This window comes from Mycolicibacter virginiensis, from assembly GCF_022374935.2.
Taxonomy (GTDB): Bacteria; Actinomycetota; Actinomycetes; order Mycobacteriales; family Mycobacteriaceae; genus Mycobacterium; species Mycobacterium virginiense.
This window is the reverse complement of record NZ_CP092430.2, coordinates 2,570,325-2,592,529: the sequence shown is the minus strand read 5'-3', so window position 1 is coordinate 2,592,529 and position 22,205 is coordinate 2,570,325. Positions and strand designations below refer to the sequence as shown.

The following is a 22,205-nucleotide window of genomic DNA, read 5'->3' as shown; positions in this document are numbered from 1 at the left end:
GGAATTGAGTTCCCCGCATGACCGCAGCATTTGATGAAGAAGCACTGCGCCACTGGCTGGCCGACTATCTGGTCACCAACATCGGTTGCAGTCTCGAGGACATCGATTTCAACGCGTCGCTCAACGATCTGGGCGTCGGATCCCGCGACGCCGTGGTGCTCTGCGGTGAGCTGTCCGAACTGCTCGGCCGCAAGGTCTCACCGGTAGAACTCTGGCAGCATCCGTCGGTCGCGGAACTGGCCCGGTTCCTCATCGAGCCCGAGTCCGCCGACGAAGAGTCGGCACCCGAGCCCGGGCGCTTTGGCACCGATGAGCCCATCGCGGTGATCGGTCTGGGGTGCCGATTCCCCGGTGACATCAATTCACCGGACGCAATGTGGCAGTTCCTGCTCGACGGCGGCAACGCGGTGACAGAAGTGCCCGCCGATCGCTGGGCGCCGTTCGACGACGGGTCAGCCGAGACAAGCAACGCGATCGCCCGCACCACCCGCTGGGGCTCGTTCCTGCGCGATATCGCGGCATTCGACGCCGACTTCTTCGACATCTCCAGCCGCGAAGCGGTCAAGATGGACCCGCAGCAACGGCTGCTGCTCGAGGTGGCGTGGGAAGCCTTGGAGCACGCGGGAATTCCGGCGACCTCGCTGCGGCGATCGCAGACCGGTGTGTACGTCGGGGCCAGCATCACCGAATACGGATGCCATGCGTCTGCCGACCTGCCCAGTGTGGACGCCTGGAGCAACGCCGGTGGCGCACTGAGCATCATCGCCAACCGGCTGTCGTATTTCTTGGACCTGCGGGGCCCGTCAGTGACGGTGGACACCGCATGCTCGTCTTCGCTGGTCGCGCTGCACCTGGCCTGCCGGAGCCTGCGGACCGGGGAGTGCGAGACCGCGATCGCCGGCGGGGTGAACCTGCTGATGTCACCCGCGGTGTTCCGCGGCTTCGACCAGAGCGGGGCGTTGTCGACGACCGGTGCGTGCCATGCGTTCGACGCCGACGCCGATGGATTCGTTCGAGGTGAGGGCTGCGGTGTTGTGGTGCTCAAGCGGCTGTCGGTCGCCCGCCAAGACGGCGACCGCGTGCTGGCGGTGGTGCGTGGATCGGCGATCAACCAGGACGGCCACTCCAACGGCCTGCTGGCGCCGAACCCGGCCGCCCAAATGGCGGTCCTGCGGTCGGCCTACGCCGACGCCGGCATCGCCCCGCAGGAAGTCGACTACGTCGAAACCCACGGAACCGGAACCCTGTTGGGCGACCCGATCGAGGCCAAAGCGCTGGGCACGGTGCTGGGCCGGGGCCGTTCCCCGGAGGCCCCGCTGCTGCTCGGCGCCGCCAAGTCGAACCTCGGTCATCTCGAGGCGGCCGCCGGGATGGTCGGCTTCATCAAGACGGTGCTGGCCGTGCAACGCGGGCGGATTCCGAAGAACCTGCATTTCAACACCCCGAACCCGCACATCACGTTCGAGCAGATGCGTTTGAAGGTCGTTGCCGAACACCAGGACTGGCCCTCGTCGGATCATCCGCGACGCGCCGGGATCTCTTCCTTCGGCTTTGGTGGCACCAACGCTCACGTGGTCATCGAGCAGGCACCCCCCGCCAAGATCACGGCGCGCGAGGTAGATCCGGCCGTGACCACCCTGGTGGTCTCCGCGCGGACTCCGGAACGGATCGCTGCTACCGCCAGCGACCTGGCCGACTGGCTGGAAGGCGACGGCGCCGGTGTGGAACTGCCCGACGTCGCGCACACCCTCAATCACCACCGTGCCCGCCAACCCCTGTTCGGCACGGTCTGCGCCCGCGACCGGGATGCTGCCGTCAGCGGCTTGCGGGCGCTGGCGGCCGGTACCTCGGCGGATGGCCAGGACTGCGGAGTCATCGGTCCGCACGACGGCCCGTGCGGCCCCGGCACCGTCTTCGTGTACTCCGGTCAGGGCTCGCACTGGATCGGTATGGGCCGTGCGCTGCTCACCGACGAACCGGCGTTCGCGCGGGCACTGGCCGTGCTGGAACCGGCTTTCGTCGAACACGTCGGGTTCTCGCTGTGGCAGGTGATCTCCGCCGGTGAACCGGTCAGCGGCGACGCGCAGGTACAGCCCGTCCTGATGGGGCTGCAGCTGGCGCTGACTGAGCTGTGGCGCTCCTACGGGGTCCACCCCGACGCTGTTATCGGTCACTCGATGGGCGAGGTCACCGCCGCGGTGGTGGCCGGTGCCCTGAGCCCGGCCGACGGGTTCCGGGTCATAGCTGCCCGTTCGCAGTTGATGTCGCGGCAGGCCGGGCAGGGCGCGGTGGCGCTGCTGAACCTGGATGCCGAAGCCGTCGAGGCGCTGCTGGTCGACTACCCGGATGTCAGTGTGGCGGGCTACCTTTCGCCGAAGCAGACCGTGGTGGCCGGGCCGGTTGCGCCCGTCGACGCGGTCATCGCGGCCGTCAGCGGCCAGAACAAGTTCGCCCGGCGGGTCAACATGGAAGTGGCCTCGCACACCGCGCTGATGGACCCGATCCTGCCCGAGCTTCGGGCAGCGCTGGCGGACCTCACGCCTGAAGTCGCCACCATCCCGTTCTTCTCGACGGTGACCGAAGCCGCCATGCCGGCCGGTGGCATGCCGATCTTGGACGCCGACTACTGGGTGAGCAACGTTCGGCAGCCTGCGCTGCTGACCCAGGCGGTCGCCGCCGCGGCCGGCGAGTACACCACGTTCGTGGAGGTCAGTGCGCACCCGATTCTCACTCACGCGATTGCTGACACGGTGGAAGCCCTCGGCGGTCATCACCACGCGGCCGGAACCCTGGTGCGCGACGCCGACGACGCGGTCAGCTTCCACACCAACCTCAACCGCACGCACACCACCCAGCCCCCGCAGACCCCGCACCCGCCCGAGCCGCACCCGGTGCTGCCCGCCACCCCGTGGCAGCACAGCAGCTATTGGATTGAGACCGCGGCCCCCCGGCGCCCCGCCGCCCCGGCAGGCGCAGAGCCACAACGGGCCGTCGGCAGCCCGGGAGCGGTACCCGAGGACTGGTGGTGTGAGCTGACGTGGCCGGCTGCTGACGCAGCGGCCGGCGACACCGTCACCCAGCAGACCTGGTTGGTGATCGGCGGCGACGAGCTGGTTGCCGAGATCGACGCGAAGCAGGGCGGCGGCGTCACTGCGCTGGACGCGTCGGTGTTGGCCGCCACGGCAGGTGAAGCCGACCGGACGGCGCTGACGACTGCGCTGGGCGCCGCCACCCATGTGCTGTACGCACCGTCGACGGACGCGACGGATCTAAGCGCCGCCCCGGCCTACGATGCGTTCAACGCCGCCCGGCGCCTGGTCACCGCGATGGCGGAACAGACGTCGAACCCGGCGAAACTGTTCCTGCTGACCCGTAATGCGCAACCTGTCGGCGAAGGCGACCGGGCCAACCCCGCGCACGCCGTGCTGTGGGGCCTGGGCCGCAGCCTGGCCCTGGAGCACCCCGAGATCTGGGGCAGGGTCGTCGATGTCGACGAGTCGGTCCCCGCGGCATTGGTCGCCGGATATCTGCAGGCCGAGGCCGACGCCGCCGACAACGAGGACCAGGTCGTCTACCGGGCCGGTATTCGTCGGGTTCCGCGCCTGCTCGGTAGCCGTCCCACCGGCGCTGCGCCGGTCGAATTCGACGCCGGCAGTTGCCATCTGGTGATCGGTGCGACCGGCAACATCGGTCCGCAGCTGCTACGGCAACTGGCGGCCAGTGGCGCCAAGACCATCGTCGCGGTGTCCCGACGCCCGGGCTCAGTGCTCGACGAGTTGGCGACCGAGTTGGCTTCGGCCGGAACGACACTGGTGACAGTGGCCGCCGACGCCGCCGACGAGACCGCGATGGGTGCGCTGTTCGATCGGTTCGGCGCCGACCTGCCGCCGCTGGAAGGCATCCACGTGGCCGCCTTCGCCGGCGGACCGGTGACCCTGCGCGATATGACCGACGACGACGTCACCACCATGTTCCGCCCGAAGCTCGACGTGGTCGCGGTGTTGCACAAGCTGTCGCTGCGACAGCCGTTGCGCTACTTCGTGTTGTTCTCGTCGATCTCTGGCATCACCGGGTCGCGCTGGCTGGCGCACTACACGGCCACCACCACCTTCCTGGACACCTTCGCCTACGCGCGCCGCGCGGCCGGCCTGCCGGCCACCGCGATCAACTGGGGCTTGTGGAAGTCGTTGACCGACACCCAATCCGATGTCGAACGCCAGGTGACTGTCGACTCCGGTCTGGAGCCGATGGCCGACGATGTCGCCATCGGAGCCCTGCCACTGGTGATCGGCGCACGGGGCGCGGTGCGGCACACCGTCGTCGCGGCGGACTGGCCGCGGCTTGCCGCCGCGTACCGCACCCGGGCGGCGCTGCGCATCGTCGACGATCTGCTGATCGTCGATGCACCCGCTGACGGGCCGGCGGCGCAGAGCACCGAGTTCCGCCGCGTTCTGGCTGAAGCGGAACCCGAACAGCGTGGGGAGCTGTTGCGCGAACACGTCACCGACCAGGTCGTCGCCGCGATGGGACTGGGATCGCGCCATGCGCTGGACCCGACGGCCGGATTCTTCCAGTCCGGCATGGATTCGCTGATGAGCGTCACCCTGCAGCGGTCACTATCCGACAGCCTGGGCGAAACTCTGCCGGCCGCAGTGGTTTTCGACTACCCGACCATCGACGCGCTGACGGGGTACCTGGCAACGATCCTGCCCGAGGTAGCGGAAGCCGCCGAGCAGGACAGCGCCGACGCCTACGACGACATGAGCGATGACGAGCTGCTCGCGCAGCTTTCGGAGAGGTTGAGTTGAGCGAGAAGAGTGCTGCGCCGGTCGGGGGGCCGGATCGTCGGGCGATTGTTGCTGAGGCGCTGCGCAAGATTGATGATTTGACGGCGCGGTTGGCTGTTGCTGAGGCTGGCGATACTGAGCCGATCGCGGTGGTGGGTGTGGGGTGTCGTCTGCCTGGTGGGGTGGATGGTCCGGCTGCGTTGTGGCAGTTGTTGTGTGATGAGGGTTCGGGGATTGTTCGGGTTCCGGCGGATCGCTGGGATGCTGATGCGTTCTATTCGTCGGATCATTCGGTGCCGGGGACGATTTGTTCTCGTGAGGGTGGGTTTTTGACGTCGTGGCAGCCGGCGGAGTTTGACGCGGAGTTTTTTGGTATTTCGCCGCGTGAGGCCGATGCGATGGATCCTCAGCAGCGGTTGTTGATGGAGGTGGCCTGGGAGGCGTTGGAGCATGCCGGGATCACCAAGGAGGCGATCCGGGGCACCCAGACCGGCATTTTCGTCGGCCTGACCACCAACGACTACGCCGTACTCGCAGCGGAGAGGACCGGCCCGCGCGACATCGACCCGTACCTCTCATTCGGCAACGGACCGAATTTTGCGGCGGGTCGGTTGTCGTATTTCTTGGGTGTGCATGGTCCGGCGATGATGGTGGATACGGCGTGTTCGTCGTCGTTGGTGACGATTCATTTGGCGTGTGCGAGTTTGCGGCGTCGGGAGTCGGATCAGGCGTTGGCGGCCGGGGTGAACCTGATCTTGACCCCGCAGAACAGTATTGCGACGTCGCGGTGGGGGATGTTGGCCCCGGATGGGCAGTGCAAGACCTTTGATGCGGCCGCCGACGGTTACGTGCGTGGCGAGGGCGCTGGGGTGGTGGTGCTCAAGCGTTTGTCGGATGCGCAGCGTGATGGTGATCGGATTCTGGCGGTGGTGCGGGGTTCGGCGGTGAATCAGGATGGGCCGTCGTCGGGTCAGACGGTGCCGTCGGGTCCGGCGCAGCAGAAGGTGGTGCGGGCGGCGTTGGCGTCGGCGCGGTTGGAGCCGGGCGATATCGACTATGTCGAGGCGCATGGCACTGGTACGGCGTTGGGTGATCCGATTGAGTTGGATGCCTTGTCGGCGGTGTTTGGTGAGCGGGGTTCTTCGGCGCCGTTGGTGTTGGGGTCGGTGAAGACCAATTTGGGGCATCTGGAGTCTGCGTCGGGTGTTGCTGGGTTCATCAAGACGGTGTTGTCGGTGCAGCGGGGTTTCATTCCGCGGCATTTGAATTTTTCGGTGTTGACGCCGAATGCGGGTGTGGGGGCGTCGAAGTTTCAGATTGCTGGTCAGGGTATGGCGTGGCCGGCGGTGTCGCGTGTGCGTCGGGCGGGGGTGTCCTCGTTTGGGGTGTCGGGCACGAATGCGCATGTGATCGTTGAGCAGGCGCCGGATGCTGAGGTTGTCGCGGCGGCTGCTGCGGTGCCGGTGAGCACGTTGGTGGTGTCGGGGAAGTCGCCGGCGCGTATCGCGGCCACCGCCGAAGTACTCGCACAGTGGATGGCCAACGACGGCGCCGGCGTGGCCCTGGCCGACATCGCAGAGACCTTGCGGAAGAACCGAAGCCGCTACAACTACACCGCGGGCGTATCCGCGCGCGACCGAGCCGCCGCGGTGGCCGGATTGACCGCACTGGCTGCCGGCGAGTCTGCAGCCGGCGTCACCGAGCCCCGGCTGCGGCCGGCGGCATCACGGCCGGTTTTTGTGTTTTCGGGTCAGGGTTCGCATTGGGTGGGGATGGGTCGTCGGTTGTTGGCCGATGAGCCGGTGTTTGCTGCGGCTGTTGATGAGTTGGAGCCGGTTTTTGCCCGGCAGGTGGGTTTTTCGCTGCGTGAGGTGATCGAGCAGGGCGTTGAGATTTCCGGTGATGCGCAGGTGCAGCCGGTGATCATGGGGTTGCAGTTGGCGTTGGCTGCGTTGTGGCGTTCCTATGGGGTTGTTCCGGATGCGGTGATTGGGCATTCGATGGGGGAGGTGTCTGCGGCGGTGGTGGCCGGGGCGCTGACGCCGGAGCAGGGTTTGAAGGTGATCGGGGTGCGGTCGCGGTTGATGTCGCGGCAGGCCGGTCAGGGTGCGGTGGCGTTGTTGGAGTTGGATGCCGCCTCGGCCCAAGAGTTGTTGGCGGGTTATCCCGGTGTTGAGGTGGCGGGGTATTTGTCGCCGCGGCAGACGGTGGTGGCGGGTGCGCCGGCGGATGTGGATGCGGTGATTGCTGCGGTGGCTGCTGCGGAGCGGTTTGCGCGGCGGGTGAACATGGAAGTGGCTTCTCATACCGCGTTCATGGATCCGATCCTGGATGAACTGCGTGCCGAACTGGCCGACATCACCCCCCAAATGCCACAGATCCCGTTCATTTCGACGGCGGTGGATCCGGCGGGTCCCACACCGCGATTGGACGCGGATTACTGGGTGGCCAATGTGCGCAAGCCCGCGCTGGTAAGCCAGGCCGTGACCGTGGCAACGGCGGACCACGACACCTTCGTCGAGATCAGCCCCCACCCGTTGTTGACGCACTCGATCATCGAGACGGCCGAAGCCGCAACCTCCGAGCCGGTGACAGTGGCCTCGACCCTGCGCCGCGGCGACGACGAAACACTGAGCTTCCACGTTCAGCTCACCGAACTCGGCGGGCAGCACAGCGGCACCGGCGTCGCTAAGGCCGGCGGGTTCGCCGAGCTGCCCACCACCCCCTGGCAGCACAGCCGGCACTGGCTGCAGGCGCCTGCGCGGGCCGGCCAGGCACCGGACGTACATCCGCTGCTGGGCGTCCACGTCGAGTTGCTCGCCGGCGGCCACCTCTGGCAGAACGACCTTCTTACGGCGGCCATGCCATGGCTGGCCGAGCAACCGGCGCACGGACAGGCCGTTGCGTCGGTCGCGGCACTGATCGAGATGGCGGTGGCGGCAGGCAGCCAGGCCCTCGGAGAACCTGCTGAGTCGCTCGCGGTGACCGGCCTGCAGATCGAACAGCCGCTGGTCCTCGACAGCGGGACCCAGGTCACCACCCAGTTCAGCGAGGCTGATGGCCAGAGCCGGATTGAGATCCACGCCCGCCCGGCCGGCGAAGCCTGGACCCGGTATGCGGTCGCCGACATCGCAGCGGCGCCGGCGGAGCGGTCGACCTCGGAGTCTGACGAGGGGACCGAGCACAGTGTGCTCACCCTGCCCGACATTGTGGCCACCCATCCCGCCTACCGCCTACATCCGGCATTGCTCGATGCCGGGCTGCGGCAGCTGGCGGCGGGGATCGCGACCGATGACGCGGAGCACAGTGGCTACGTGCCGACGGCGGTGGCCGCGGTGCGGGTCTTCGCACCGGCCGGACGCCAGGTGCGTTGCCACAGCGAGGTGAGCAGTCACGAAGACAAGGTCGCCGTAGGCCGGGTCGTCTTGACCGATGACACGGGCACCGCCGTTGCCGAACTCACCGGCGTCGAGCTGCGCCCGCTGGATCCCCGCGCCCTGCGGGTGCCGCTGGACCAAAAGCTCTTCGCCACTGAGTGGACTCCGGCGGAATCGGTCACCACGTCAGAGGGCACCGGTGCGGGGGCCGGCAGCTGGCTGCTGCTCTCCGAGACCGGCACCGACACCGAGGGTCTGGCCGCGCAGTTCGCCACCCGGTTGGCCGCGCCGAACCGCAAGGTGCTCACCGGCCCGTTCGCCGACGGCCCCGCGCTGATTGACGCGGTAGCGCAGGCCGGCGCCGACCCGGCACATCCGCCGGCCGGCATCGTCGTCTTCCTCGACCGGGTCGGGTTCGACGGGTCCGACCCCGACGGCGCCCTGGCCCGCGCCCGCGAGCTCATCTGGACGGCTTCGTCGACGGCCCGCGCCGCGGTCGAGGGTTGGTCCGGCGTATCTGGGTCAACCAAACCGCGACTCTGGCTGGTCAGCCGGGGCGGCCTGGCGTTCGGCAGCGATGAGCCCGGCGACCCGGCTGTCGGTGCGCTCAAGGGCGTGGTCCGTACCTGGCGGTTCCCCGGCGAACTTGCCCGGGTGCTGGCCGACGAACCGGACCTGGGCGCCACCCTGGTGGACCTGGACGCCTCGGCGGACGCCGCGGCGTTGGCCGACGCCCTGCTGGCCGAACTTGGTGCCCCGCTGCGCGACGACGTGATCGCCTGGCGCGGCGGACAGCGCTACACCGAACGTCTCACCCGGGCCACCCTCGACGGTGCTGACGTGGCCCCGGCTCCCCAAGCCGAGGTCCGCGCCGACGGTTCCTACCTGCTCACCGGAGGCCTCGGCGGACTGGGCATCGTGGTGGCCCGCTGGCTGGTGGCCCGGGGCGCCGGGCGAATCGTGCTCAACGGCCGCAGCGAGCCCGGCGATCAGCAGCGCGCCGTCCTCGATGAACTGGCCGCCGCCACCGAAGTGGTCTTTGTTCCCGGCGACATCAGCTTGCTGGGGGTGGCCGACCGACTGGTGGCCGCTGCCCAGGAGACCGGCAAGCCGCTGCGTGGCGTGGTGCACGCCGCCGGCGTGCTGGGCGATGGCCTGGTGACGGCGGTGACTCGGGAGAGCCTGGAGAGCGTCTGGTCGGCCAAGGCCGTCGGCGCCGCCCGCCTGCATGCCGCCACCGCCGCCTCCGAGCTCGACTGGTGGGTGGGCTTCTCCTCGATGGCCGCACTGCTGGGCCTGCCCGGCCAGCTCGGATACGCCACCTCCAACGCCTGGCTGGATGCACTGATGGCGTGGCGGCATGCGTCGGGCCTGCCCGCTACCGCCGTCAACTGGGGCCAGTGGTCGGATGTGGGCCTGGGCCGGTCGATGACGCTGAGCGTCCTCGACCCGATCAGCCCCGACGAAGGCATCGAGGCGCTGGACGCCGTGCTTGGTGCGGACTCCGGCCTGATCGGCGCTCGGATCGGGGTGGGACGACTGCGTATCGACCGTGCGGTCGCCACCTCGCCGGAGTTCCGGGATCTGACCTTCTTCGAAGACCTGGTCGGTGAGGCCTCTGAAGTCGGAGCGACGCTCGGGGCTGCTGTGACAGGTGAGCAGGTAGGCACCGGCGCGTCGTCGGCAGGCGTGCCGGACTGGGCGACCATCCCCGCCGATCAGCGGCGCGAGGAGTTGGTGGTCCGGCTGCAAGCTATCCTGGCCCGCGAACTTCGGACATCTGCGTCAGCGGTCGATGTGGATCAGCCCTTCCCGGAGATGGGGCTCGATTCCATGATCGCGATGACAGTTCTGAAAGAGACACAACAGTTGGTGGGGGTGGATTTGTCGGCGTCAATGCTGTGGAATCACCCCAGCATCTCAGCGTTGACGACGCACCTGGTGGGACTGCTGGCGTCGCGTTATGCCGAGCCGGACAGCACCGCGGGGCAAGACGACGATGATTTGGGGTTCGGCTCATCCGGCGGCGTGCTGGATGAGTTGTTCGATCAGGTCGAGTCGGCTTCGACCGGTAGCGAGAGCGGTATTTATTGATGACGGGAACCTCCACGACGTCGATCTTCAACAGGATGTCGGCCATGGGCGCCGACAAACGGGGGGCGCTGACCGAGCAGTTCGACAAGGCGTCGCGGATCGCCGCCGCCGAACCGATCGCTGTCGTCGGAATCGGCTGCCGCTTCCCGGGTGGCGCCTCCGGCCCGGACGCCTACTGGGAGCTGTTGGAGGCCGGGCGCGACGCCATCACCGAGATCCCCTCGGATCGTTGGGACGCCGACGAGTACTACGACCCCGACCCACTCGCCCCGGGCCGAATGTCGTCGAAGTGGGGCGGCTTCATCTCCGACGTCGCCGGATTCGACGCCGACTTCTTCGGGATCTCGCCGCGCGAAGCCGAGGCCATGGACCCGCAGCAGCGGCTGATGCTCGAGGTCGCCTGGGAGGCCCTCGAACACGCCGGACTGTCGCCGGAAACCCTGACGGGCATCCGCTCCGCGGTGATGATGGGTGTGTATTACACCGAATACCAAGGGATTTCGGCGGCCAACCCCGACGCTATCGACGGCTACTCGGCCACCGGTAACGCCCACGCCGTCGCCGTCGGCCGGATCGCCTACCTGCTGGGTCTGCGCGGTCCCGCGGTCGCGATGGACTCGGCGTGCTCGTCATCGCTGGTCACCATCCACATGGCCTGCCAGAGCCTGCGCATGCGCGAAAGCGACCTGGCCCTGGCCGGCGGCGTGAGCCTCATCCTGCGGCCGGAAACCCAGATCGCCATGGCCAAGTGGGGCATGTTGTCTCCGCGCGGCCGGTGCCACACCTTCGACGCCGGGGCGGACGGATTCGTGCGCGGCGAGGGCGCCGGGATCGTCGTGCTCAAGCGCCTCACCGACGCCATCCGCGATGGCGACCGGGTGCTGGCGGTGGTGCGTGGTTCGGCGATCAATCAGGACGGCAAGTCCAACGGGCTCACCGCGCCGAACACCATTGCCCAGATCGACGCGATCAGCCGGGCGTTGCGCAGCGCCGACGTCGCCGCGAACTCGGTGAACCTGATCGAAACTCACGGCACCGGAACAGCTTTGGGTGACCCGATCGAATTCGAGGCGCTCGCCGATGTCTATGGGCGCGGCGCCGACAAGTGTGCGCTGGGCGCGGTCAAGACCAATATCGGCCACCTTGAGGCGGCCGCCGGGATCGCCGGCTTCATCAAGGCTGCGTTGTCCGTGCAACGCGGAAAGATCCCACCGAATCTGCACTTCTCCAAGTGGAACCCGGCGATCGACCCGTCCCCGACACGGCTGTTCGTCCCCACCGAGATGACGCCGTGGCCGGCGGCCGAGGGACCGCGGCGTGCTGCGGTGTCATCGTTCGGGCTGGGCGGAACCAACGCGCACGTGGTGCTCGAGCAGGGGCCTGACCCGGTCCCCGCGCCCACTTCGGATGAACCGGTCGCCACCCTGGTGATCTCGGGAAAAACCGAGCAGCGAGTGGCGGATTGGGCTGCCACCCTGGCCGACTGGATCGCCGGGCCGGGCGCCGCTGTACCGCTGACCGACATCGCGCACACCCTCAATCGCCACCGCAGCCGCTACGCCAAGTTCGCGACCGTCACCGCACGCGACACCGAGCAGGCGTTGGCTGGGCTGCGGGCGGTCGCCGGCGGTTACCCGGCCCCCGGTGTGGTCGGCACACGCGGCGCGTTGCGTGGCAAAGGAACCGTCTTCCTGTACTCGGGCCAGGGGTCGCAGTGGGCCGGCATGGGCCGCCAACTGTTGGTCGATGAGCCGGCGTTCGCTGCCGCCGTCGACGAGCTCGAGCCCGATTTCGTTGCGCAGGTCGGGTTCTCGCTGCGTCAGGTCCTCGAGTCCGGCGAGCCGGTGGTCGGCATCGATCGCATCCAGCCGGTGCTGGTGGGCATGCAGCTGGCATTGACGGCGCTGTGGCGATCCCACGGAGTCGAGCCGGACGCGGTGATCGGGCATTCGATGGGGGAGGTGGCCGCGGCCGTGGTGGCCGGTGCCCTGAGCCCCGCGGACGGGCTGAAGGTGATCGCCACCCGGTCCAAGCTGATGGCCCGACTGAGCGGCCAAGGCGCGATGGCACTGCTGGAACTGGATGCCGACGCCGCCGAGAAGCTCGTCGCCGAGCACCCCGACATCACCGTGGCGGTGTACGCAGCGCCGCAGCAGACCGTGATCGCCGGCCCGCCCGACCAGGTCGACGCCGTGGTCGCGATCGTCGACGCCCAGGGCAAGCTGGCCCGCCGCGTCGAGGTGGACGTGGCCTCGCATCACCCGACCGTCGACCCGATCCTGGACGAACTGCGGACCGCACTCGCCGGCCTCAAGCCGTCAGCGCCGAAGATCCCGCTGATCAGCACGGTGGGTCAAACCGGCAGTGACACACCGGCTTTTGACGCGGACTACTGGGTGCACAACCTGCGTAACCCGGTGCGGTTCGCCCAAGCCGTGACCGCGGCCGCCGCCGGACACGCGACCTTCATCGAGGTCAGCCCGCACCCGCTGCTGTCGCACGCCATCAACGGCAACCTCGACACGGCGCGGCCTGCCGGCGACAGCGTGGTGACCGGCACACTGCTGCGCGACCAGGCCGAAGCCCTGAGCTTCCACACCAACCTGGCGACTGTCGCGCCGCCGTCGGCCGACGCGCCGCAACCCGACGGCGGGATCGGGCGCGCCGACCTGCCGCCACGGCCGTGGCAGCACGTCCGGTACTGGGCTGCCCCGGTCGCCGCCAACCGCCACAACGCAGATGCGCATCCGCTGTTGGGCATCCACGTCGAGCTGCCGTCGGGTCACGGCCACGTCTGGCAGGCCGACGTGGGCACCGACCTCGTCGCGTGGATGGCCCACCACAAGGTGCACGGCCAGGTCGTGATGCCCGCTACCGGCTTCGCTGAGATTGCGTTGGCCGCGGCCGGCGAGGCTTTGGGGCTGCCGCCCTCAGCTGTCGCCGTGGACCGGGTCGAGGTCGAGCAGATGCTGCGCGTCGACGAGCGAACCGAGGTCACTACCCGGCTGCTGCACGACGCCGACGGATCCGACGAACTGCGCATCGAGATCCATTCCCGCCCGGCCGGCGGCAGTTGGTCTCGGCACGCGGTGGCCCGGGCCGCGGCGGCGCAGCCCGCCGAACCGCAGCGCCCCGCGCCCAGCGGCGGCGGCACCACGCTGTCACCGGCAGACCTGTACACCGCGCTGCGCCGCACCGGCCTGCAGCACGGCCCGGCGTTCGCCGCACTGACCCGGATCGTGCGCAAGCCCGGCGGCGCCTCGGAAGCCGAGATCGTGCTGCCCGATGAGGCGACCGCGCACCGCGGTTACCGCATCCACCCGGTGATGCTCGACGCCGCCCTGCAGTGCCTGGCCGCGGCGCTGCCCGACGAGTCGTTGATGGGCTCGGCCGGTATGGAAGAGGCGACCTATCTTCCGGTGGCGGTGGAGAACATCCGGATCTTCGGCGACGTCGGACGTCGGGCCCGCGGGCACGCCGAGCTGGTCAGCCACGACGACGGCGGAATCCTGGGCCGGGTCACCCTGACCGACGACACCGGGACGGTCACCGCCGAGCTGTCCGGGATCTACTTGCAGCGGGTGCAGCGCCGTACCGTGCCGCTGCCGTTGACCCAGAAGATCTTCGACACCGAGTGGGTCGACGCTGCCGCTCCCGCGCAGCCGCCGGCGGCCGCGGACGGCAGTTGGCTCGTGCTGACTGACGGCTCCGAAACCGCAGCGCTGGCAGCCGATTTCGCTGCCCGGTTCGGCTCGGACAGCCGCCGGGTGATCACCGCGGACCTGACCAGCGAGCCCGCGGTGCGAGAGGCGTTCGCGCAGACCGCCGATGACCCCGACCGGCCTCCGGTCGGAGTGGTCGTGTTGGCCGCCCGCAGTTCCTTTGACGGGACCGAGACCGGTGACGCGCCGGCACGCGGTCGCGACCTGGCCTGGTCGGTCGCCTCCACGGTGCGCACCATCGTCGGCGGCTGGCACGGCACCGCGCCGCGGCTGTGGCTGGTGGGCCGCAACGGCCTGACCGTGGGTGACGAGTACGGCGACCCGTCGATCAGCGCCCTCAAGGGGCTGGTGCGGGTGCTGGCCTACGAGCACCCGGACCTGCACACCGGCGTGGTCGACCTGGACGCTTCGGCCGACCCGGCGGCTACCCTGATCACCGAGCTGGGGCTGGCGAGTACGGACGACGTGGTGGCCTGGCGCGGGGAGAACCGCTACGCCGAACGGCTCAAGCGCGCGACCCTGACACCCACTGGTGTCCCGACCGTGCGATCCGACGGCGCCTATGTGCTGACCGGCGGCCTGGGCGGCATCGGGTTGGTCGTCGCCCGGTGGCTGATCGACCACGGTGCCGCGCGGATTGTGCTCAACAGCCGGTCGCAGCCCTCCGAGGAGCAGCGCGCCGTGCTGGCCGAACTCGAGGCACGGGCCCAGATCGCGGTCGTCTCGGGCGATCTCGTCACACCCGGTGTGGCCGAGAGCCTGGTCGCCGCCGCGGAAGAGACCGGGTGCGCGCTGCGCGGTGTCATCCACGGCGCCGCGGTCATCGATGACCAGATCGTGGTCGGCATCGACAAAGACACGCTCGGCCGGGTGTGGGCGCCCAAGGCGGCGGCGGCGCTGCGGCTGCATGTCGCGACCGTAGGCAAAGAGCTGGACTGGTGGGTCGGGTTCTCCTCGACCTCGTCGCTGCTGGGGGCACCCGGTCAGGCGTCCTACGCCGCGGCCAGCGCCTGGCTGGACGGCCTGGTGGCGTGGCGGCGGGCCGCCGGGCTGCCGGCGATCACCATCAACTGGGGCCAATGGTCGGGTGTCGGTGTCGCCCAGGAGCTCAAGTTCAGTGCGCTGGACCCGATCAACCCCGACGAAGGCATGGAAGCCCTCGAAGCGATCCTCGGCGGCGACCTTTCCCGGATCGGTGTTGCACGGCTGCGCCTGGACCGGGTGGCCGCGGCCTTCCCGGAGTTGCAGCAGCTCGGGTACTTCGCGACCCTGGCCGAAGAGCTCGACCTCGACGACGAGGACGACGACTGGCCCGGTCCGGAAGGACTGAAGCAGCTCAGCGCCGACGAAGCCACCAAAGCCGTTGTCGCACGGTTGGGTTCGCGGATCATGGCCATCATGGGCTATCCCAAGGGCAGCGTCATCGACCCGGCTCGGCCGTTGACCGAGCTCGGCATGGACTCGCTGATGGCGGTGCGCATCCGCAACACCGTTCGTGGCGACTTCGGCGCGGAGCCCCCGGTGGCGTTGCTGCTGCAGGGTGCCTCACTGACCGACCTGGCCGCCGACCTGGGCCGCCAACTCGGCCTCGCCGAGCAGGAGGGGGCGGACGGAGCGGGCGACGGTGTTCGGAGCCGAGCCCAGCAGCGTGCCGCGGCACGTCAGCGGGCCGCGGCACGGCGAAAAGTAGGAGATCGTTCGTGACCAACAACGAAGTGCCGCCCAATGCGATTGCGGTCGTCGGCATGGCGGGGCGCTTTCCAGGCGCCCGCACACTGACCGGATTCTGGAACAACCTGCGCAACGGCACCGAATCCATCGTCACGCTGTCCGAAGACGAGCTGCGCGCCAGCGGCGTGAGCGACAAGGCGCTGGCGAACCACAACTACGTGCGCCGCGCTGCGTTGCTGGAGGGCATCGACGAGTTCGATGCGGGTTTCTTCGGCTTCACCCCGCTGGCTGCCCGCACCATGGACCCGCAGCACCGGCTGTTCCTGCAGACCGCCTGGCACGCTTTGGAGGACGCCGGCTACCGGCCCGGTGAGATCGAGGGATCGGTCGGCGTCTACGGGACCAGCACCACCAGTGGCTACCTGCTGCACAACCTGATGTCGCACTACGACCCGAACCTGATCATCGGGCAAGGCGTCAGCTTCGAGATGGTCAACCTCTCCTTGCAGAACGACAAGGACTATCTGGCGACCCGGGTGGCCCATCAGCTCAATCTGCACGGCCCGGCGCTGTCGGTGCAGACGGCTTGCTCGTCGGCGTTGGTCGCCCTGCACCTGGCCTGCCAGAGCATCCTCAACGGCGAATGCGACATGGCGCTGGCCGGTGGGGCGTCGCTGCGGGTCCCGCACCACGTCGGGTACTGGCACGAGCCGGGTTCGATGGTCTCGGCGAGCGGGCACTGCCGGCCGTTCGATGTGCGGGCCGACGGCACGATCTTCTCCAGCGGTGTCGGTGTGGTGGTGCTTAAGTCGCTGGATGCGGCCGTCGATGACGGCGACCAGATCCACGCGGTGATCCGGGGTTCGGCGTTGAACAACGACGGCGGCACCAAGATGACCTACGCCGCGCCCACCGCTGCCGGGCAGGCCGACGTGATCGCCGAGGCGCACGCGGTCGCCGAGGTCGACGCGTCCACCATCAGCTACATCGAGTCGCACGGCACCGCCACGCCGCTGGGTGACCCGATCGAAATCGAGGGCCTGCGACAGGCTTTCGCGGTCTCCGAGGAACAGCGTTCCGGCCCCTGCTATGTGGGCTCGGTCAAGTCCAACATCGGGCACCTGGAGTCGGCAGCCGGTATCGCCAGCCTGATCAAGACCATCCTGTGCCTTAAGCACCGGGCGATTCCCGGCACGCTGCACTACACCAGCCCGAACCCCGAACTACACCTCGAGGACGGGCCGTTCCGGATCCGCGGCGAGTACGGGCCCTGGGAATCCGACGGCATCCGGCGCGCCGGCGTCAGCTCGTTCGGCGTCGGCGGCACCAACGCCCACGTCATCGTCGAGGAATGGCCCGAGGACGCTGCTGTGCCGGCGGCGCCCAAGCCCGGCCCCGAGGTGCTGCTGCTGTCGGCACGCACCGCCGAGGCGCTGGCGCAGGGCCGCTCGGAGCTGGCGGCGGAGCTCTCCGGCGGCGAGGACGCCCAGGCGCCCGATTCGCCCGACCTGCATGACTTTGCTTACACGCTGGCCGGCCGGCACCCGCACAACCTGCGGTTGGCCGCGGTCGTCGCCGATCGCGCCGACGCGGCGGCGCAGTTGGGTGCCGAGGAGAGCGAGAACGTCTTCATCGGCGAGGGTGTGGACCCCGGCGACGACGCCGCCGACCGGGTGGTGTTCCTGTTCCCGGGGCAGGGTGCCCAGCACATCGGGATGGCCCGCGGACTCTACGACAACGAGCCGGTGTTCGCCGAGTACTTCGATCGCTGCGTCGCCGGCTTCGAGGCGGAACTGGGCTACGACCTGCGCACCATGATCTTCGAGGGCACCTCGCGTGACCTCGAGCGCACCGACCGCACCCAGCCGGCCCTGTTCACCGTCGAATACGCGCTGGCGAAGCTGGTCGAGAGCTACGGCGTGCGTCCGACGGCGCTGGTCGGTCACAGCATCGGCGAATACGCCGCGGCCACCGTCGCCGGCGTCTTCGACCTCGACACCGCGATCAAGGTGGTGGCGATGCGGGCCCGGCTGATGCATGCCGCGCCGCGCGGCGTCATGGTGGCGGTCCCGATCAGTGCCGACGCGGTCGGTGCTTACCTGACCGGTGATGTGGACCTGGCCGCGGTCAACGACCCGGACGGCTGCGTGGTCGCCGGCACCGAAGCCGACATCCGTGAGTTCTCCGAGGCGCTCAAGCAGGCCGGGATCAATGCGCGCCGGGTGCGGACCTCGCACGCGTTCCACTCCCGCCTGATGGACTCGATGATCTCGGAGTTCACCGCATTCCTGTCCCGGCAGACGCTGAACGAACCGCGGATCCCACTGCTGTCGAATCTGACCGGCACCTGGCTGGCGCCCAGCGAGGCGACCAACCCGGCGACGTGGGCGCGCAGCGTGCGGGCCACCGTACGGTTCGCCGACGAGATCGACACCGTGCTGAACGACCCGCACCGCGTCCTGGTCGAGGTCGGCCCGGGTGCCACGCTGACCGCGTCGGCGGCCCGCAACCCCAAGTTCGCAAGTGGGCATCGGGCCGTCCGGCTGATGCGCCACCATGCCCAGAACCGCGACGACCGTGACACCTTCCTGCTGGCGCTTGGCCAACTGTGGGCCGCCGGTGTCGACGTGGACTGGTCGCCTTTGCGCGGTGACTACCAGCCCAAGCGCGTCACTGTCCCCGGTTACCCCTTTGAGCGCCAACGGCATTGGCTTGAGCACAATGCCGGCGCCACCTGGGTGTCCGGCTCGGGCGCCGCCGGCGGTGCCGCGGACGGGCAGAGCGGCGGTGACGGCACCAGCGGCTCCAGCGGCACTTCTATCGAGGCGACGCTGCAACGCATCTGGGCGGTATGCCTGGGTGTCGGCTCGGTGGACCGCACCGCCAACTTCTTCGATGTCGGCGGCGACTCACTGGTGGCGATCAGCGTCGCCATGGCCGCCTCGCACGAGGGACTGGACCTCACGCCGCAGGACCTCTACGACAACCCGACAGTGGTGGCGCTGGCCAAAGCACTGACCGCCCGCTATGCCGCCGGGGGGCTGGGCCGCCAGTCGCTCGGCGAGGTGGAGCACCCGCCGGTGCCGCCGAACATCACCTACTTCCTGGAAAACGGTGTCCGCGAACACGGTCGCTGGCGTATCCCGCTGATCCTGCGGTTGCGCCCCGACGTCTCGGTCGACGACGTTCGAGCCGTGTTGACCGCGGTGGTCAACCACCACGACGCACTGCGGTTGCGCATCACCGAGCGGGCCGGTACCTGGGAGCAGCGGATCGTCGAGCCCGGCGAGTTCGGGGAGATCAGCACCCACTCACTTCCCGAGGGCCTGACCGCCGAGCATGACGCGGTGCGTACGCTGCTGGCCGAGCACATCCGCGACCAGGATCTGTCCAGCCCGCCGCTGACGGCGCTCTACGTCCGGGGCGCTTCGGGTGACCTGTGCTACCTGGCCCTGAGTCTGCACGCCAGCGTCGGCGACGAGGCATCCCGCGACATCCTGGTCACCGACATCTTCACCGGGTTCGGTCAGAAGCTGGGTGGCAACGACATCGAATTGCAGCCGGCAGGCGTCGGATGGACCGAGTGGTCGCAGCGTTGCGCCGGGCTCGCGACCCACCCGGCGGTGCTGGAAAGCCGTGAATTCTGGCTGAAGACAACGAAGTCGGCGACGTTGCGGCTGGCCGCGGATGTCGCCGAACCCCCGGCTGCGGCCGATCTGTCCAAGCTCACCACGACGCTGCCCGCCGGCGACGTCAGCGAGATCGACGATGCGCGTCGGCGGCTGCGGTTGCCGATCAACGAGATCCTGTTGGCCGGCTTGGGCCGGGCGGTGGCCTCGGCGGTCGGCGAGGGCACTCTTGCGGTCGATATGGGGGGAGCGGGCCGTTCGGTGCTCAAGCCCGAGGTCGACCTGCGCCGTACCGTGGGCTGGTTCACCACGCTTTACCCGGTTGCGCTGCGCTGTTATACCGACAGTCAGGAAAGCTCCCGGCAGCTGCTGGACTCGATCCACGAAACACTGGACGGTGTACCGCATTACGGGATCGGTTACGGCCTGCTCCGCTACCTGTACGCACCGACCGCGCGAATGTTCGGCTCTGTTGCCCCGGCCGATGTGCACTTCTCCTACCTGGGCGCGATACCCGAGCCGCCGTCGCTAGGCGATTCTCCCGTGCAGTTCGACCCCGACACCGCGATGCCGGTGCGCGAGGCGATCCCGGGGCTGGGGCACGCGCTGGAGCTGCGGGCCTACCGCACCGGCGGTGTGCTGTACCTGGACTGGTGGCATGACAGCCGCCGGATCGAGGAGTCTGTGGTGCGCACGATCGCCGACGGGTTCACCACGGCGGTCATGGACCTGGTCCGCGCGGCCCTCGCCGAAGAGGACATGGCCTCGCAGGGCGAGGACGAGATGACCTTGGTCGAGCTGTCGTAGTCCTTTGATTTAGGAGAGAACCGAAAGTGTTTGCCACGTCGGTCATTCGGAAGCTGGCGATCAGTGAGGAAATGCTGGCCGAAACCCACAATTTCGTGGGCCTGGCCGCGCACGTCACCGGTCCGGTCGACATCGATCTGCTCTCGGAGGCCTACGAGGCGCTGCTGGAGGCGCATCCGATCCTCACCGGCAGGCTGGAGCGACTGCCCGACGGGCGCCACCAGTTCGTCACCGACGACCTGATGCCCGACGGCATCGAGGTGATCGAACTCGAGGGCCCCGACGCGCAGCCGCCTGCTCCACGCTTCGACCAGACGGAGTCGCTGGTGGCGATGCGGGTGATCATCCGTGACGGGCAGGCTCAGCCGACCCTGTACGTACACCATGCCGTCGCCGACGGTCACCACATGTACGCGCTGATCGAGGAGATGCTGTCCTTCTACACCGACCTGGTCACCACCGGCCGGATCGGTGCGATCAACGTTGAGCCCGCTCCGTTGTCCATCGAGGCGGTGCTGGCCGATCGGGGGATCGAGAAGCAGCAGCGTTCCGGGATCGAGCGGTTCATGCCGGCGCTGTTCGCCTACGACCTGCCGCCGACCCGGCGGGCCGTCGGGCAGGAGACGCCGTCATCGCCGATGCTCGTGCCGATGGCGTCGACCCGGTTGACCGAAAGCCAGACTGACAACGTGGTTGCGTTCGGCCGGGCACACGACTTGAGCCTGCACGCCGTGCTCTCGGCTGCGGTGTTGATCGCCGAATGGCAGCTGCGCGGCAAGCTGAGTATCCCGGTGCCCTACGTCTACACCGTTGACTTGAGATACTTTCTGTCACCGCCGGTTTCGGCCACCGGATGCACCAACCCGATCGGGCTGGCCACCTACCTTGCCGAGGTTGACGCCAAGACCGACCTGGTCGAGATCGCTCGCGACATCGCGGCGAACTTCCAGAAGGACCTCGACGAAGGTGTCATCCAGCAGTCCCGGTTGCACTTCAGTCCGCAGTACGTCGGAAATCCGCCGGGGCTGCCCGACGTCGTCGTGCTGAGCAACAATGGCCTGGTTCCGCCGGTGCGGACGCCACCGGGCGTCGAGGTGACCACGACACACGGCGAGCTCTACTTCGCCGTGAGCGCAGGCATTGACATCTACTTCACCCAGATCTTCTCCGGGCAGCTCAACATCGAATACCACTCCCACGGACCGGCGCCGGAGCGCTCGGTGGAGGCGATTCGCGCGCTGCTGTGCGATATCGCCGATCAGCACGCCGCCGGCGTCAGCTGACCGGGCCGAAGGCGTAGCGGTGGTACTGCAGCATTCCGCGCAGCGGCCGCACCGCCCGGGCCAGACGACTGCTTCGCCGGAACCCGGCCGGGACCCGGCTGAAGGTCTCCGCGTCGAAGAGATTGGCGGCGGCCAGCAGCCGAATGCCGGTGACCTTGTCCAGAATGTCGCGGGGGCTGTTGACCGCCCAGTGCAGCGTGGAGCCGGACTGTCGCTGCAGCCGCTGGGCCTTTTGCGTCTTGACGCCCAGCCAGTTGTAGAAGTCGATCTGCAGTTCCCCGGACGGGAACCGGTCGACGAAGCTCTGCAGCAGCGCCACTCCGTCGGCCTCGGCCAGGTACATGCTGATGCCTTCGGCCAGCAGCAGCACCGGGCGATCGGTGGGAATCTCGTCCAGCCACGATGGGTCCGTCGCCAACGTCGCGATCAGGTGGTAGCCCGGGCGGTCGGGGTACACCTGCTTGCGCAGCGCGATCACCGGCGGCTGGTCGACGTCGTACCAGGCCACCTCGGGTCCGGGATCGATCCGGAAGACCCGGGCGTCCATACCGCAGCCCAGGTGGATGACGGTCGCGTCCGGGTGGGCAGCCAGAAACTGGCGCGCCCAGATGTCGTACTGGGCGGTGCGCACCGTCACCAAGGGCGCCCAACGGCCGGGAGCCTTGAGTGCGTCCCAGTCGAAGTCGATACGCGCGACCGCGTCCCTGGCGTACCGATCGCCCAGCACTGGCTGGTCGAAATCAGCGTCGAGTGCCTTGAGGTAGAGCGTCGTCAGCATGGTTGCCGCGGCGCCGTGCAGGTCGACGGGGATCTTGTCTGCCACGTCGGCGAGCCT

The 22,205-nt window shown here is 68.7% G+C and carries 6 protein-coding genes; 5 read left to right on the top strand and 1 reads right to left on the bottom strand.

What is annotated here, in order from left to right:
- The first annotated feature begins 17 nt into the window (after nt 1-17).
- Genes MJO54_RS12425 through MJO54_RS12405 form a run of 5 tightly spaced genes read left to right on the top strand, consistent with a single transcriptional unit; the run spans nt 18 to nt 21,370 of the window.
- Entirely contained in the window at nt 18-4,808 is a 4,791-nt protein-coding gene (locus MJO54_RS12425; protein WP_240174996.1) for a type I polyketide synthase, read from the top strand.
- A complete protein-coding gene (locus tag MJO54_RS12420; RefSeq protein WP_240174995.1) occupies nt 4,805-10,258 on the top strand; it encodes a type I polyketide synthase in 5,454 nt (1,817 codons plus the stop codon). Before MJO54_RS12425 ends, MJO54_RS12420 begins: the two co-directional genes overlap by 4 nt.
- Nucleotides 10,258-15,684: a type I polyketide synthase gene (locus MJO54_RS12415; protein WP_240174994.1), complete on the top strand. Its 5,427-nt coding sequence runs from the start codon at nt 10,258-10,260 to the stop codon at nt 15,682-15,684. Before MJO54_RS12420 ends, MJO54_RS12415 begins: the two co-directional genes overlap by 1 nt.
- Nucleotides 15,681-20,087: a type I polyketide synthase gene (locus tag MJO54_RS12410; protein WP_259602738.1), complete on the top strand. Its 4,407-nt coding sequence runs from the start codon at nt 15,681-15,683 to the stop codon at nt 20,085-20,087. The genes MJO54_RS12415 and MJO54_RS12410 overlap by 4 nt, the downstream gene beginning before the upstream one ends.
- 26 nt (nt 20,088-20,113) lie before the next feature.
- On the top strand, nt 20,114-21,370 hold the full coding sequence (locus tag MJO54_RS12405) for a phthiocerol/phthiodiolone dimycocerosyl transferase family protein (protein ID WP_064889764.1): 1,257 nt from the start codon (nt 20,114-20,116) through the stop codon (nt 21,368-21,370).
- Here MJO54_RS12405 and MJO54_RS12400 read toward each other — a convergent pair.
- The gene (locus MJO54_RS12400; protein ID WP_065153356.1) at nt 21,363-22,193 is read right to left on the bottom strand and encodes a class I SAM-dependent methyltransferase; all 831 of its coding nucleotides are present in this window, start codon (nt 22,191-22,193) and stop codon (nt 21,363-21,365) included. The genes MJO54_RS12405 and MJO54_RS12400 overlap by 8 nt on opposite strands.
- Nucleotides 22,194-22,205 lie beyond the last annotated feature (12 nt).

Coding starts and splice junctions, on each gene's coding strand:
- MJO54_RS12415 (WP_240174994.1), top strand. CDS start 10,258: ATGACGGGAACCTCCACGACGTCGATCTTCAACAGGATGTCGGCCATG.
- MJO54_RS12425 (WP_240174996.1), top strand. CDS start 18: ATGACCGCAGCATTTGATGAAGAAGCACTGCGCCACTGGCTGGCCGAC.